The sequence below is a fragment of the Vibrio sp. OY15 genome, from assembly GCF_000742455.1.
Taxonomy (GTDB): domain Bacteria; phylum Pseudomonadota; class Gammaproteobacteria; order Enterobacterales; family Vibrionaceae; genus Vibrio; species Vibrio alginolyticus.
Genome location: NZ_JPIL01000035.1, coordinates 1 through 14,239 on the forward strand (window position 1 = coordinate 1; position 14,239 = coordinate 14,239).

18 protein-coding genes and 2 pseudogenes are annotated in these 14,239 nt (G+C 39.2%); 19 read left to right on the forward strand and 1 reads right to left on the reverse strand.

Annotated features, from left to right (window positions below; genetic code table 11):
• Positions 1 to 890 precede the first annotated feature (890 nt).
• From IJ23_RS23310 to IJ23_RS23350, 8 genes and pseudogenes are all read left to right on the forward strand, one after another.
• Complete coding sequence (locus IJ23_RS23310; protein WP_050550124.1) at positions 891 to 1,259, forward strand: hypothetical protein; 369 nt, start codon at positions 891 to 893, stop codon at positions 1,257 to 1,259.
• On the forward strand, positions 1,225 to 1,716 hold the full coding sequence (locus IJ23_RS23315; protein ID WP_033907468.1) for a hypothetical protein: 492 nt from the start codon (positions 1,225 to 1,227) through the stop codon (positions 1,714 to 1,716). The genes IJ23_RS23310 and IJ23_RS23315 overlap by 35 nt, the downstream gene beginning before the upstream one ends.
• 159 nt (positions 1,717 to 1,875) lie before the next feature.
• Positions 1,876 to 2,226, forward strand: a complete 351-nt coding sequence (locus tag IJ23_RS23320) for a hypothetical protein (protein ID WP_033907469.1) — start codon at positions 1,876 to 1,878, stop codon at positions 2,224 to 2,226.
• A gap of 703 nt (positions 2,227 to 2,929) precedes the next feature.
• Entirely contained in the window at positions 2,930 to 3,343 is a 414-nt protein-coding gene (locus tag IJ23_RS23325; protein ID WP_033907470.1) for a hypothetical protein, read from the forward strand.
• A 521-nt stretch (positions 3,344 to 3,864) separates the two neighbouring features.
• Positions 3,865 to 4,355, forward strand: a pseudogene (locus IJ23_RS23335) (MazG-related protein).
• Between the two features lie 135 nt (positions 4,356 to 4,490).
• A complete protein-coding gene (locus IJ23_RS23340) occupies positions 4,491 to 4,802 on the forward strand; it encodes a hypothetical protein (RefSeq protein ID WP_033907472.1) in 312 nt (103 codons plus the stop codon).
• A gap of 926 nt (positions 4,803 to 5,728) precedes the next feature.
• The gene (locus tag IJ23_RS25855; RefSeq protein WP_198039106.1) at positions 5,729 to 6,040 is read left to right on the forward strand and encodes a type II toxin-antitoxin system YafO family toxin; all 312 of its coding nucleotides are present in this window, start codon (positions 5,729 to 5,731) and stop codon (positions 6,038 to 6,040) included.
• On the forward strand, positions 6,040 to 6,342 hold the full coding sequence (locus tag IJ23_RS23350) for a hypothetical protein (RefSeq protein ID WP_033907473.1): 303 nt from the start codon (positions 6,040 to 6,042) through the stop codon (positions 6,340 to 6,342). The genes IJ23_RS25855 and IJ23_RS23350 overlap by 1 nt, the downstream gene beginning before the upstream one ends.
• 191 nt (positions 6,343 to 6,533) lie before the next feature.
• Here the strand turns inward: IJ23_RS23350 and IJ23_RS23355 are convergent, their stop codons facing one another.
• Positions 6,534 to 6,821 (reverse strand): type II toxin-antitoxin system RelE/ParE family toxin, encoded by a 288-nt coding sequence (locus IJ23_RS23355; RefSeq protein ID WP_081886442.1) that lies wholly within the window; start codon positions 6,819 to 6,821, stop codon positions 6,534 to 6,536.
• Positions 6,822 to 7,048: 227 nt separating this feature from the next.
• On the opposite strand from IJ23_RS23355, the gene IJ23_RS23360 reads away from it, so the two are divergent.
• From IJ23_RS23360 to IJ23_RS23415, 11 genes and pseudogenes are all read left to right on the forward strand, one after another.
• Complete coding sequence (locus IJ23_RS23360) at positions 7,049 to 7,570, forward strand: GNAT family N-acetyltransferase (protein ID WP_033907474.1); 522 nt, start codon at positions 7,049 to 7,051, stop codon at positions 7,568 to 7,570.
• Positions 7,571 to 7,722: 152 nt separating this feature from the next.
• Positions 7,723 to 8,088, forward strand: coding sequence for a T6SS amidase immunity protein Tai4 family protein (locus IJ23_RS23365; RefSeq protein ID WP_050550125.1), 366 nt, complete (start codon positions 7,723 to 7,725; stop codon positions 8,086 to 8,088).
• A 559-nt stretch (positions 8,089 to 8,647) separates the two neighbouring features.
• Positions 8,648 to 9,049, forward strand: coding sequence for a putative signal transducing protein (locus tag IJ23_RS23375; protein WP_033907476.1), 402 nt, complete (start codon positions 8,648 to 8,650; stop codon positions 9,047 to 9,049).
• A 143-nt stretch (positions 9,050 to 9,192) separates the two neighbouring features.
• On the forward strand, positions 9,193 to 9,801 hold the full coding sequence (locus tag IJ23_RS23380; protein WP_033907477.1) for a pyridoxamine 5'-phosphate oxidase family protein: 609 nt from the start codon (positions 9,193 to 9,195) through the stop codon (positions 9,799 to 9,801).
• A 141-nt stretch (positions 9,802 to 9,942) separates the two neighbouring features.
• Positions 9,943 to 10,356: an RDD family protein gene (locus IJ23_RS23385; protein ID WP_033907478.1), complete on the forward strand. Its 414-nt coding sequence runs from the start codon at positions 9,943 to 9,945 to the stop codon at positions 10,354 to 10,356.
• A 131-nt stretch (positions 10,357 to 10,487) separates the two neighbouring features.
• Positions 10,488 to 11,048: a sugar O-acetyltransferase gene (locus tag IJ23_RS23390; protein ID WP_005377080.1), complete on the forward strand. Its 561-nt coding sequence runs from the start codon at positions 10,488 to 10,490 to the stop codon at positions 11,046 to 11,048.
• Positions 11,049 to 11,304: 256 nt separating this feature from the next.
• On the forward strand, positions 11,305 to 11,850 hold the full coding sequence (locus IJ23_RS23395; RefSeq protein WP_025768089.1) for a GNAT family N-acetyltransferase: 546 nt from the start codon (positions 11,305 to 11,307) through the stop codon (positions 11,848 to 11,850).
• 142 nt (positions 11,851 to 11,992) lie between these two features.
• Positions 11,993 to 12,624 (forward strand): annotated as a pseudogene (locus tag IJ23_RS23400) (alanine--tRNA ligase-related protein).
• A gap of 138 nt (positions 12,625 to 12,762) precedes the next feature.
• Positions 12,763 to 13,050 carry a putative quinol monooxygenase gene (locus tag IJ23_RS23405; protein ID WP_005377083.1) on the forward strand — a complete coding sequence of 96 codons (288 nt, stop codon included), beginning with the start codon at positions 12,763 to 12,765 and terminating at the stop codon, positions 13,048 to 13,050.
• Positions 13,051 to 13,193: 143 nt separating this feature from the next.
• Complete coding sequence (locus IJ23_RS23410; RefSeq protein ID WP_033907479.1) at positions 13,194 to 13,490, forward strand: antibiotic biosynthesis monooxygenase family protein; 297 nt, start codon at positions 13,194 to 13,196, stop codon at positions 13,488 to 13,490.
• 81 nt (positions 13,491 to 13,571) lie between these two features.
• A complete protein-coding gene (locus IJ23_RS23415; RefSeq protein ID WP_017821464.1) occupies positions 13,572 to 14,177 on the forward strand; it encodes a hypothetical protein in 606 nt (201 codons plus the stop codon).
• Positions 14,178 to 14,239: the final 62 nt, after the last annotated feature.

A 14,239-nucleotide genomic window follows, 5' to 3' on the forward strand; every position in this document is an offset into this window, starting at 1 on the left:
CTTGCTTTCTAAGTGCGGACATCATATACCTTTCATTCTCAGTGAGGTGTGGGTAATTCATGGTTTTTCACTTCTTGGCGGGAGTAAAATTTATGAATAGCACATCTCACTGTGTTAAATTTCAGGGGTGTCGCACGTCGTACTTGAATCCAAGAGGGCTAACAAATTGTTAAAGAATGATTCGGCACGCGTGGCATTTTGACTATGCGTTGGTTGTCGTGTTTAGGGTGTTATGAGGAGGCTTCAGTATTGCGTGCCTCACACCTTAACAAGGCGTTAGTTGCCAACGAGGAAAAATGTACCTAAAGCAGAATGTTTAGGGGCAATATCCGTGTGTTTTTGGCTAGGTTTTCGTATTTCAATTTCTAGTTATTAGGTGTTGTGAAAATCGTGCTTTGGTTCCTTGCGCGATTTGGGTTTTCTGTTTCAGAAGCTGATTAGCTTGTTGAAAGCCTGCTCTGCTGCATTATCGTTCCAAAAGGTTTGTTTGGTGTTCAAATTCCGTTTTCTACGGCGCTGTAAATTCCAAGTGGTTTCAGTGACAGGCGCTTTGAAACTGCGCCTGATCTAAGTATCTCAAGATACGAAATATGGGCGTTGGCAAAGTCCAGTAAACTTCAAGTCACTGCCTTGGGCTTGGCAACTAACAAACTGTTCAAGAGGGATTCCCAACGCTTGGCGGTTTGGTGTTAAATTTGGTAAACGTGTTTACGGTGCTGTTTTTAAGTAAGGTGGTGGCGTTGGTCACCCCTTAACAGGGCGTTATGTTTCCACGGACTCATCTGTGAAATGTATCGACTTTATTGCAGGTGAGACAGCGTTTTCATTGTCTTATAAGCTACTTGTTTTATATTCTTGCTTTTGTTCAATTTCATTGTCAAGGGGCCGCTATGAGCGAAGGAATACTTGAAAAGCGAAAAGGAAATTTTTGTCAGATACAAGGTTTCAAACCAAGCAGAAGATCTTTAAAAGCTATAGAAGAAATGAATCAAGTGATAGAAATGGGCAGTTTGTTGGAAAAAATAATCCCACTTTTGCCTTTTTATTCTATTTTTGCAGGTCGTAAAACGTACGATATAGTAACTATAGGTGCTGCTGGTTGGCAAGCAAACACTTATGATTGGGAAAACTTTCGTAAAGCTATGCTAGTAGTTCCGGCCGTAAAGAGAAGACGATTAGAGAATATTGCAAATTTACAACGACTTCACTCAAAGGGAAAAGAGTATGAATTTTGGACGTGTGTATACAATTCTTTATAGTTTAGTTTCCGTAAGTATTTTTCTCCCATCATATGTATCCGCGCAAGACTTTATTGTAGACATAGAAGATGCATATCGTAACCTAAAGTCGTCGTATGTCAGATTAAATAATGTAGTTGAATCTTGTTTGGATAAGAAAGCTCGAAAGATAGTAATAAGCGATACTTGGCTTAGATCTCAACCAATCGAAAAAAAGAAAGCTATTTTATTTTTTCTACAATATGAAGCAGAAAATAACTGTGTTAAACAGGCAGAACTGGAATACTTACAAGCAGCTTATAAGCTAGCCATACTGGGAGATTCTCAAGCGATAAATGAGTACATCCAGCTAAATAAGTTTGGTGCTATTAGTGAAGATATTCAAAATCAGATAAATAGTGTCGATCGAGAAGAGTTGTCTAGACTTTTAAAATTAGAGAAGTATCAAACTCCATTCGATATTTTCTCTGCTTTTTAGTAATGCGGAGAAAAGAAACATAACAAAGCATTTAAGCGTGATTCCCAACGCTTGGTATTTTCAGTTCAAGGTTGGGTTTCGTGTTTACGGCGCAATGGTTTTGGTTAGGTTGTAGCGTTGCTCACACCTTAATGCGGCGTTATGCTCTAGGAGGTAATTTTGCTCGATTTATTCAAAAAACTGCTTCTAATTAACCTCTCAGCGGCTCTTATTGTTATCGCTCTAGCTCAGTTTGTTCCATTCTTTGCTACGACTCAGTTGGTCGACTTTCTTTTCTTTGTTGTCATCATCATATGGATTTTAGCGAAGCTAATGTGGGAAGGTGGTGTCCATAGTAAGACGACTCGGTTAGATGATCCTAAAAGAGATAAAGTTTACAAAATGGTAGAAGGGCATGATTTCGAAAAAGACGAACGAGAGCACTATCGAATGAACTACCAAACAGGCTTAGTTTTCTTCATAGCCGGTCTACCGGCGTTTATTGCTTGTTTAGTCCTTCAATTTCTTTAAGTACGAGCATAACAAAGCGTTTAAGACAGATTCGCAACGCTCGGCATTTTTGGTTTGCTTTGAATTTAGAGTTTACGGCACAATGTTTAAGTCTGGTGGTGGCGTTGCTCACTACTTAACGCGGCGTTATGCTTAATCATGTAAAATCAGTGGTTTATGTTTTTCTCTGTTCCCTTGGCTGATTGGCTTTGTGCTCATCGGCAAGTTAGCTTCATTGGGCGCTGTTTTCTAGACATCAATTCTTTGGCGCTAAAAATTCGGAGAGTTGCCTCATTCGGTTACAGTGTAAGTGCGAGGTTAGGGCGGCTGGCTCAACCAGAAACCAGCTTTTAGTCAATAATTGTCCAAGCTTGAATTGTCAAAAGTCTAAGTCTGATTTTCAAAAATCATGAGTCATTTCAGTTTTCTAGATTTTGGCTTTTGTTTGTAAATTAAAGCCGAGTTAATCTTGTTTTTGGTAAAGTGTAACCCGTTGAAGCTTAAGCATAACAAGGCGTTCAGAGGGATTCGTGCCGCGTGGCATTTTTGGTTTGCAGTGAGTCTTGTGGTGAAAGTGGTCTGCTGAAAGTAGGTTTATGCGGCACTCACCCCTTAACGCGGCGTTATAAATCAAGATTGAGATTCGTGTCTGAAAACAGAATATTAAGATGACTTTATTGGTATGTGATTTGTATCATATTTGCTTTGATTGAGGGAATAAGACATGAACGACATACCTGTTCTGAATAAATCTGCGGAAAGGAAGTTAAGCATTATCAATGATACACCTGCAATATTTACTATCGTTGATAGCGATAGCGCAGTCGGTAGAAAGCCATTATACGAAATTGATAGCTTCAGTGAAGTTGGGAAATGGTGCGGTTTGATAATTCATCAATCAAAGAAACATGGTGTAGACCCACGCCTAGTCGCAGCAATAATGTATATGGAAACTACTCATGGCTGGTATGATAAAGTCTATCCTTTGAGAAAAACCATACTGCCGATGAATCTACATTATTCATATTGGAAAGACATTGGCGTCACTAAAGAAGCCCTAGGCTGTCCTTACTACAATATTGAGTTCGGGTCGCTCTATTATCTAGAATACAGGCTCGTATTGAAAATCCGACGATAAGAAAAATAGCTACGATCTATAATTTTTTGGGTGCTGAAGTAGTTAGCGATTACGGTGCATGTGTAGCCAAGCTATATCTTGAGCAACCATGGAGCCCAGCCAAATGTGCCGTTTAAAACACTTTATCGTGTCTATTGTTGTTTCTAGTATTCTAGCTTGCATTCCCCTGTATATTGCAGTTAAACATAACTCAATGGGAGAGTTTTGTACTGCTAAATCTCTAGCTCTAAGTACTTGTAGGTATGACTTTAACTATATTTTTATGGTTTGGGGTAGTTGGTTTGTAATTATCTTTGTTTGTTTAATTGTGCTCACTTTTTTAATGCTAGTCGTCAAACGGCTCGTACAAAAACAGTGGCAATGATTTATAACAAACTGTTTAAGAATGATTCGCAACGCGTGGCATTTTCACTATGCGTTGGTTTTAGTGTTTAAGGTGGTATGCGGCGGCATCGGTATTGCGTTGCTCACCCCTTAACAGGGCGTTATGGCGCAGGGCAAAATTCAGCTAAGGAAGCTAGATGAGTGATAAAGTTAAAGTAGCCTTGCAGTGGCTCAAAGAAATCTTGGATGCAGAGGTTGTGGAGTATCAAATAGTAGGTGGATTAGCGGCAACTATTTATGGTGGAAGTCGGGAAGTCGGGAAGTCGCAGATATAGATCTTTATATTCGAAACTCAGACGCAGATAAAGTGTTATCGCATGTATCAAAATACATATCCAAACCGTTAACTCATTATGTCGAATATGGTTGGGATTTAGAGTATTTCCAATTGGTTTACCAAAATCAAAAAATTGAAATCGGTTTGTCTGAACATACTAAGATACAATCACATCAAGATGGCTCTTGGCACCAGCTTGAAATCTCCTTTTCAGAATCAGTTATTAAAAATTATCAAGGCATAGAGTTGCCAGTTATCCCAGTTCATCGTTTAGTCGAGTACAAGCGGATATTGGGCAGGGAAGTAGACCAAATTGACATACGAGAGCTAACGTTGAGCGTAGCTCCATAACAAATTGTTCAAGAGTGATTCGGCACGCGTGGCATTTTTACTATGCATTGGTTTTAGTGGTTAAGGTGTTATGCGGAAGCATTGGTATCGCGTGCCTCACACCTTAACAAGGCGTTAGTAGTAAACGAGGTAAAAATGAAGTATCGAATAATTGAATTAACAGCAGGTAACATTCGAAATAACCATTTGTATCTTACCCAAGCAATGGATTTATTTCCTGTTGATTCTATCGGTGGTAGCAACATTGACAGCGAAGCTCCCCAAAGGCTAGAAATTCACTGTGGTATCGAACAGCCAGTTCTAACTGATATCGCTGGTGACAAAAAGATATTTCGAAAACGTGCTTGGGTTAAAGAGTTCTTCGCTTCACATCAGTTGGAAGTGGGTAGTGCAATTGTTATAGAGCATACAGGCGGTAATAGATATCACATCTATCCAAGACGCTGAAAAATACTACTAACAAAGCGTTTAAGGCAGATTCGCAACGCGTGGCATTCTCAGTTCAAATTGAGTTTTGTATTTAAGGTGCAATGGTTTAGGTTAGGTGCAGGCGTCGCTCACTACTTAACACGGCGTTAGGTTTATCAGTCGAAAAGCAATACCGCACAAAGTTGAATTTGGCGGTATTGTTAGTTTTGGGTGGAATATTTACTTACCGCCAGCTTTTAGTAGTTTTACTATACGAACTAGCCTTTCAATTGCCATTAAAACTAGTATAAATAATTCGGTGCATTCACGCATTTGGCTTCTCCGTTTTTGCTTTCAATTCGATACTATGATCACGTTGAATTTCTGTCAAATTTGCATGTTTATATTTTAAAATAATGACTTATAAAAATAATCTGGGCGAAGTTGGCATCATGTTGGATCTGGCTGGGAATTTGTTGGCATTTACTGGGCAAAAAAATTATTTTTTAGTTTCTGTCTAAAATATAGCTTTGGCGAGATATTGGTGATAAGTGCTAGAATAAACCTAACAAACTGTTCAAGAGGGATTCGCAACGCGTGGCATTTTTACTATGCGTTGGTTTTAGTGTTTAAGGTGGTATGCGGCGGCTTTGGTATTGCGTTGCTCACCCCTTAACAGGGCGTTATTGGAATTTAGATTTAGATATTTAACGTTAAAGGAGTAAAAATGAAATAAAAATCAAGATCTAAGGCGAAAAAACAGGAAACTTTCCCCTCTCATTATGTTGCTATAAATAGAGCAAAAAGGAGCTTTGAGCGTGCTAAAGATAGGCAAAGTGAAAGTTTCACTGAATTTGTAGAAGTCAAATAAAAGAGAAACGGTTTAAACATGGAGGTCAAAGTATACGTAACTAGGGTTCTCAGTGAGGAAAGAAAACTTAACAAAGACCTAGATTTATTAATTCATGACTTTAAGCCGTCACAAGCAAGGTCATCAGATATCATATTTTGGTAAAGAAGTCCCATATCATAGACCAGCTCCTGCAGCAGAAGATGTTGGGTTAATGCATATTCATATACTAGATAAAGTTAAAACGCTAAAACTTGGCTATATTAATACAAGTGATAGTGTCTTAATTTATACTGAGGATGCTACATGCATCAATACTTACTTTATAATCGATTTCTTGGTGGATGGTGCTCATGCGCCGGCGAGAAGACCCGAGTCTATGAGTTGGTTAATTGATAAGGTGGAAGCATTTAGGAATCAGAAATAATGAGTAAAGTTAAGATCAAAGCTACATGGTTTGAGGGTACAGAGCCTAGCGAAATTGGTGTCTACTTAGTTGCAATAAGACATCTTAGTGGTTTTGGCTCGTATGACTACTTATACTGGGATGGTAAATGTTGGTTGAATAAAACGACTTCTGATATTGTCGGCTGGTCGCCAATATCTGACATGCTGACACAACTAGATGCTGGTTGGCCTACTGGTGACTTAGAAACAGATATAGAGTTTGAAAAATACAAGAAACAACATGGTGGTAAGTGTGATGATGATTTCATCGAAGTAGAGTAGCCCATAATAAATTCAAATAACAAAGCATTTAAGAGTGATTCCCAACGCATGGCATTTTTCACTCCATCGTTGGGTTTTGTCTTTATGGTGGTCTGGTTAAGTTTCGTGGTAGCGTTGCTCACACCTTAATGCGGCGTTAGTTTACATGGATAAACTCTCACCCTAATTATGCTTCTAAGGTGAAAATCGTGTTATTTCAGATGATTCTGGGGTAGCTGTGATTGACCTAATACAGCAACAACTAAGATAAAGTTATCTTCTTTGGTGAAATAAGCTGTGTGTTTTCCTATCGGGAAATAAAAGCCATTTGGGTACATCTCGTCACAACTTCTTCCTAAATCTGGATTATCAGCTAGCATCTGAAACCCTGATAGCAGAGTATCTTTACTGTTTTTGCTGATTTTTACTGGCTCGCGTTGTGCGCTTAGAAGTAGTTCGTCGAAATTTTGTTTGGCATCATTGGCTGTTAATGTATGCATGGCCAGTTCCCAATTGAGTGTACAGTTAGATCATAATGTATCGCATGAAATGTTCAATTTAATTAAATCGCGTGATTCGTGCGAAATGTAAACTAACAAACTGTCTAATATTGATTCTCAACTCGTGGCATTAACTGGGCGTTGAGCTCAGTGATTAAATCGGTATGCGGCGGCTTTTGTATTGCGTTGCTCAACTCCAAAAGGTCATTAATACTCAAAGGTCAAATATGGATATTTACCCAGAAATCGAGTTATCTAAAGCGCAGCATAATGCAATTGAAGCTCTTAGAAACAAGTCGTTTCCTGAACACCAAGTTACTCGCTCTTACTATAAGCAACTCCCGCATATGAGAGTTCTGAATTACGAAGGTGATCAGTTAGTTGGTTACATGGGATTAGACTACAGAGCTGTTCGCGTTGGTGATGAAATTTATAAAGTATTAGGTGTGAGTGACTTTTGTGTCGAGAGCACAGTTCAAAGACAAGGTATTGGCACAACAATGTTGTCTCAACTCAGCGAGTATGCGTCCACTAAAGATGTCGACTTCATCATTTTAGTCTCCGATTTGGAGCGTTTTTATCTGGCTAATGGTTATCAGCGCCTTAACTCTCTAAGTTCTTGGTTGCGAGTTCACGAACATAAAAATTACGGTGTTGCTGTAGAGCAACTAGATGATTTATATGTTAAACCTATCAGCGGCAAAACTTGGGCTTTTGGTCATATAGATTGGTTAGGGTATATGTATTAGTCTGTAGTGGGCTAATAATTGGTTCACAACAAGAGTGGTTACACATGGCATTTTCACTATGAGTTGATTTAAGTGATGTGGGGCAGTTTTGTATTGTGATACTCTCTCCTTAATAATGTGCTGTAACTCTTAGGAAGCAAAAGGTTTAATTTATGAAATGTAGAGTACTAGTAACCAGCATAAGTATTGCTCTTTGTAGTGTAGGAGAGGCCGCGAATCCACTAAGTATTCAAAGCGATGAGCAACTGTTTAAAAACTTCGCTCTCTCATCTTGCATTGCGACTAATTACAAAGGATCAGCTGTTGCGAAAGATGCGATAACGGCGATGCAAGGCTACAGAGAGTTTTCCGAGCTTCCTTTGGAGTCACTCTTTGGGGTTAGCGAGCTATTGGAAAAATATGATATGGCTATTTACAAATCAAAAAATGGTAACGTGATCAAATTGGCCTACTGTATAGACTTTTCTAATTCAGACGATGTTCATAAGCTATACATTAATGCGAAATCAGAGTTATAACAAACTGCTCAAAGTTGATTCGCAACGTGTGGTATTTTTACGGCGCAATACGTTGAGTGATTAAGATGATTTTTAGTGGCTTCTGTATTGAATTACTCATCTCTTAGCGGGGCATTATGCGGTGATGTAAATATGAAGATATTTTTAATAGTAGCAACACTCGTTCAGTTTACTCTCCTGAGTTTCTCGAAATACTATTGCTCAATTGCAAATGAGGTGCTTAGAAAGGCGGTGGAAACTAAAGAGAGTAATTTTCTATCTTTCCTTGATAAGTATGATTATTACAATGACTTAGATAATTATCTAGGCTTAGCGTCCGCTACAGTGTGGGTTATGGTCGTGCTCGTGATAAAGTTGAAAAATGTATCAAGCACCGACATGGCTCATGTGGCTGTTTGTTTGCCGTTATTTTTTCATATGGTTTTGATGTCGATGTAGTTTCAATAGTTGTGGTTGGGTGATTAGGTACAACAAACGGTTCAGGCTAGCGTACCATACATGGCATTTCCAATTAGCGTTGCTTATACGTTACGAGAGCGTTTTCCCACAGGAGTAATATGTGATTGTAGTAGCAAGGTTTTCTTTTCCTCATGAAGCTCATATTGCGAGAGCAAGCCTAGATAGTGTCGGAATAGAAAGTTACATCGCTGACGAGCACACGGTAAATACTCAGTGGCTTTATTCAAATGCAATAGGCGGCGTCCGTCTGATGGTGGCCGAAAGTGATGCAGAAGATGCGAAACAAATACTTAGTAGCGATTTCTCAGAATCATTGGGAAATGAAGTTGACGTTGATGAAGAAAAAGACGTTTGCTCTAAATGTGGTAGTAAAGATCTATTTGCAATTACAAAAGGTAAACGCCCAGCTTTCTTAGTTTTTATTTTACTGGGTTTTCCACTGTTTTTTTACAAGCATGGTTATAAGTGTAAGCAGTGTGGGGAGTTTAGTGAAAAACTTTAAATCTTTAGATAACAAGGTATTAAAGAGATAATTTGTACTCGTAGTATTTTTACGATGAGTTATGTCGAGTGCCTATACAAGAAGTCAGAGTTACTGCTTGCTTACAAGCAAAGCATTATACGATAGTGAAGGAATAACATTGAATGAGTGAAATTAAAACAATAGAGCAGTTAAAAGAAATTTACGCAGAGCCAAGTGCGAGAGCTAAAAATAAAGCGCTGCCTGTGCTGGATGTTCATGCGATTACATTAATTAATAACTGCCATTTTGCAGTTCTAAGTACCGCTGATTCACAAGGGTATATCGATCTCTCTCCTAAAGGAGGGGAGCCTGGCTTCGTAAAAGTTTTAGATGAATCAACATTGTTGCTCCCTGATAGCTCGGGGAACAATCGTATAGATAGTCTAAAAAATATCATTAGTAACCCCAAGGTAGGGTTGTTATTGATGGTAAATGGTATTGATGAAGTGCTCCGTATTAAAGGAATCGCAAGTATTCACACCGACTCCAACTTGATATCTGCTTGCCCCGATGGAAGTAAAGATCCTAAGGTTGTTATCAAAATAGTCATAGAGAGTATGTACTTTCATTGTGCGAAAGCGGTGATGAGAGGGAAACTTTGGTCTGATGACTATAAAGTAAATCGCTCAATTCTCCCTTCATTAGCTCAAATCTTTAAAGATCAACAAAAGTTAGAAAGTAAAGCGCTTAATCAAGAAGAGATGTTGAAATATTACCAATCTAGCCTTTAGAACGAGCGTGGTAATATATTGAAAAGATAGAAAAATCAGGTTCGACCGTACTATGAGGAAGTATGGATTAGGTTTAGTGGGGATGTTACTGTCTCAATAGCGTTAGTTCACAAATAAACAATTGTTAGTCCAAATTTTAAAATGAAAAATGCAGGAAAATTTACTCTAGAAAATTACGTTTTGGCTAGTCCGGGAGTTAGGTGTGTTGGACAAATGATTGATCTTTTTGTCAGTTTTAGCATTTTTACTCTCGTTTTATGGGTCGGCTTAGAAATCGGTATTGAAAAAGAGCTTGTGCGCGCTATAGCAGTAACTGCGACTGTATCGTATTACCTTTTTTCTGATTGTTTACCAAATGGTCAAAGTGTGGGTAAAAAACTTTTGGGCATTGCAGTTATAAGTGCAAGAACGGGTAAAAAGTGCAATATTTTTCAGTCGCTCTTTCGAAATGTTATTACTCCATTCTTCGGTTTTATTGACTCAATTTTCATTCTTGGTAAAAAGAGGCAACGTCTCGGTGATAAGTTAGTGAGAACGGTGGTGGTAGTGCACTAAATTGATAGCGCTGAGGACTAGGGTTCAAGTCGGGCTTTGTTTTCGTGGTGGAACAGCCTCGCTTAGGAGGTAGCGTTACTCACATACTTAATGTAGCGTTGTAAGAAAATTGGTATTGGAGTCCAAGTTTTATGTCAGAAAAAGAGAAAATGTTAGCAGGTGAGCTTTATGACCCAAGTGATGAAGAGTTATTAAAGTTAAGGTTGAGCGCTAGGTTACTAACTGAAAAATTGAATGCCACGTCTGTTGAGCATAAACAAAAGCGAGTTCAAATAACTAAGCGCTTGTTCGGCACAACAGGGGACGATATTCATGTTGAATCTTCTTTCAATTGCGACTACGGATCCAACATTCACGTTGGAGATAATTTTTACGCTAATTTTGGTTGTGTGATTTTGGATGTTGCGGAAGTTAAGTTTGGTGATAACTGTTTACTTGGGCCTCAAGTTGGCATTTATACTGCGACTCATCCCTTAGATCCTATCGAGAGGAACAGTGGTTTAGAGCTAGCAAAGCCCATAAACATTGGTGACAATTGTTGGATAGGTGGCCATGCCGTAATCAACCCTGGCGTAACACTTGGGAACAACGTGGTGGTAGCCTCTGGCGCAGTCGTTACAAAGAGTTTTAGAGACAATGTCGTTGTTGGTGGCAACCCAGCCAGAGTACTGAAGGAAATCGTCACTAAGTGATAATAAAGTATATGGACTATTTTGAGCCTGAGTTTAGGACTTGTGATCAACTCACCCCAAGCTTTGATGCGTTCAACGGTTACTTGTTGACGCACTTGAATGTCTAAAATTTGCTTCAATATAGAGTCGTTACACGTGGCGCTTTTGTCGTGCGTTGAGCTTGTTTAAAAGTCTCATACGAAATCATTTGTATTACGTGTCTCATACTTTTATTGGATTTTCGTCACCAATAACAAACCAAAAGGCTGACCCCAAAATGTTAGTAACAAAGATTGAAACGGAACGATTAATTCTAAGAGAGCTAGTTGAAGATGATGCAAGCGAATTGTTTGACATCTTCTCAGACCATGAGGTCATGAAATATTGGAACTCTGGCCCTTGGGTTTCAATTGAAGAAGCGCGGACATTTATAGCCAAGAGTACACAGGCCATGAATAGCAATACAGAAGTGACACTAGGCATCTTCCTAAAGAGCAATGGCCAACTTCTGGGTAAGATAATGCTGTTTAATCACGTGAAAGAGTCTAGGCGCGCAGAAATTGGCTTTGGCGTTAGTCGTCATTTCTGGGGTAAAGGCATTGTATTAGAGGCGGGAACTGCATTAATCGAACACGCATTCAAAACACTGAATCTACGTCGAATCGAGGCTGAGATAGATCCAGACAATGCTTCTTCAGGTAAAGTCTTGGAACGGTTAGGTTTTATAAAGGAAGGTTTCCTAAGGCAGCGTTGGGAAGTGAATGGAGTAGTCTCAGATTCCGCAATTTACGGGTTGTTAGCTAAACCCCTGGACAGCGTTTAGTACCCGGCCTTAAAAGCATCTAATAGATCTAGCCTGCTCGTACTCAATACACAGCCTTACACTTGACGGCGAGGTTTCTTGAATTGACTTGGTGGTCACTGAATGTACTATCAAGGATAGGACTTACTGCAAGGATAGCAGCATGAGCGAGAAATTATTTTGGGTTAATCCCTACCAAACAGAACTTAACTCAAGAGTGACCAATGTAGACGGAAATAAGGTTGAATTGGACCAGACTATCTTCTTTGCAGAGTCTGGAGGCCAAGAGAGTGATAAAGGAACGATTAATGGTATTCCGGTTTTGATTGCTCAAAAGTTAGGTGTTCGACTTATTTACACATTGGAATCCTCTCCAAATTTTACTCTTGGTGACATTGTAACTACGAATATTGATTGGAAGCGTAGATACGCCTTAATGAAGCTACACTTTGCGGCTGAAGTGGTGCTCGAGATGTTTTATCAGCGTCGGGAAGGCATTGTTAAGATAGGCGCGCATATTTCTGAAAATAAGAGTCGCATAGATTTCGAGTGGTCTGAAAGTATTGGCCCGCTATTGAAACTGATGTGCAAGATTTGATTAACTCTGATTCAGTTATTATTAGTGACTTTTCCGATCAAGAGAGCGAAAGAAGGTATTGGAGAGTGGATGGGTTTGCGCAAGTACCTTGCGGTGGCACTCATTTAAAGCGCACATCAGAAGTCGGCCAAATTCAATTAAAACGCAAGAACATCGGTAAAGGCAAAGAAAGGGTAGAGATAACCTTATGCTCGTAAGTCGATAGGGCATTAGAAATAGATTCCTAACACGTGGCATTTTAATTCATGGTGAGATTCACATTTGCGATATGATGGTTGAGATTGAGGGCGTGTTGGCTACTTCTTAACGAAAGGTTACAGGGGCGAGAGGATGATATGTCGAAAGTAACATTGAAAGGCTTTATTTTAGTTCCGGAAAAGGATTTAGAATTAGTAAAACATGCGTTAATAACTCACAAAAGGCTCACGTTAGAAGAGCCGGGCTGCCTTACTTTTCTTGTGACTCAAAGCTCGACTAATCCTTTTCGTTTTGATGTCTATGAGGAGTTCGTCGACAAAGCCTCTTTTAAGCAACATCAGGAAAGAGTTCAAGCCTCACATTGGGGAAAAGTAACTGCCAATGTTAAACGTCAATACGAAATCTTTGAATGTGTGCATGACTAATCGAATCGGAGTGATTTAGAGCGTTTACACTTTGCTTTTCATGTTGCTCTACGCTCTACTATGTTGCTTTATTCAGCTATTCACCTGGCTTAGTGTTCTTAATACTTTGCCGTATTAAATCTAGAAATTTTAATGGAAGTGTTATGTTTAGAGTTGTGTATGAATGGCGTGTGCCAAGTGAAAAAATGGATGAGTTTCAAAATATATGGCGTTCGACGACAGATTCAATTCATCAGTCAGTAGAAGGGGCGCTTGGTAGTTTTATGCTTCGTTCTTACGATGTACCGGAAAAGGTTTTAACTATTGCCAAGTGGCGAACACGTGAAGACTGGGAGCGGTTTTGGGGAACTAGTAACCCAGAAAAAATGAAGAAGATGAGTGAAATTGCAGAGCGTATTTCAGTTGAACCATTCGATGAAATTGAAGATAGAACTAAGTAGGGCAATAGAAACGTTAAAGTGATGCCTAATGAACAGTTTGGCGGACAATATGAAAGACAACCTTAACCAAGGAATAGGGTTATGCAGATTTTAATCGTTGGAGGTAGTAAGGGTCTAGGAAGGTTCTTGGCTACGAACTTACAGGGTACAGAAATTTATGCGATTTCTAGATCAAAGCTAGTTGAGGAGGGAGTCGCTTCTGCTTGTATTGACGTTGATCCCGGTAAAAAGCCAGATTATACGTGCTTCAAAGGTGTAGAGTTTGACATCATAGTTTATTTGGCGTCCATGTGGGGAGAGTCTTCAGAATTGACAACAAACGAACTGATTGAGTTTATGAATGTTGGCCCGATTGGGTATCTTAATTTAGTCAATGAGCTTAACGCTTTAGGTTCACTTAACGATAAATGCAATATTGTATCTATTGGCTCTACAGCAGAGCTTTCAGAAAGTAGTGAATACCCTGCATTCGCCCTCAGTAAAAGATTACTCAAAGATATTTCTAGCCAGCTGCAAAACGTTTATCGTGATTACCGCTTTACTCACTTTACAATAGGTGGGATCGGGCATGCTGAAGAGGAACGTATTGAGTATTCGAGTGTTTTGGAGATTATAAATATGCTAACCAAGCTTGATCCAAACACATACCTTTCAAATATGCATATAAAGTCCAAGCTAGGAATGTAGCTCTCAAGCTGTATTACGTACCTGCTTCTATGGTTTGGCATCATGTGCATTCTTTTTATTGA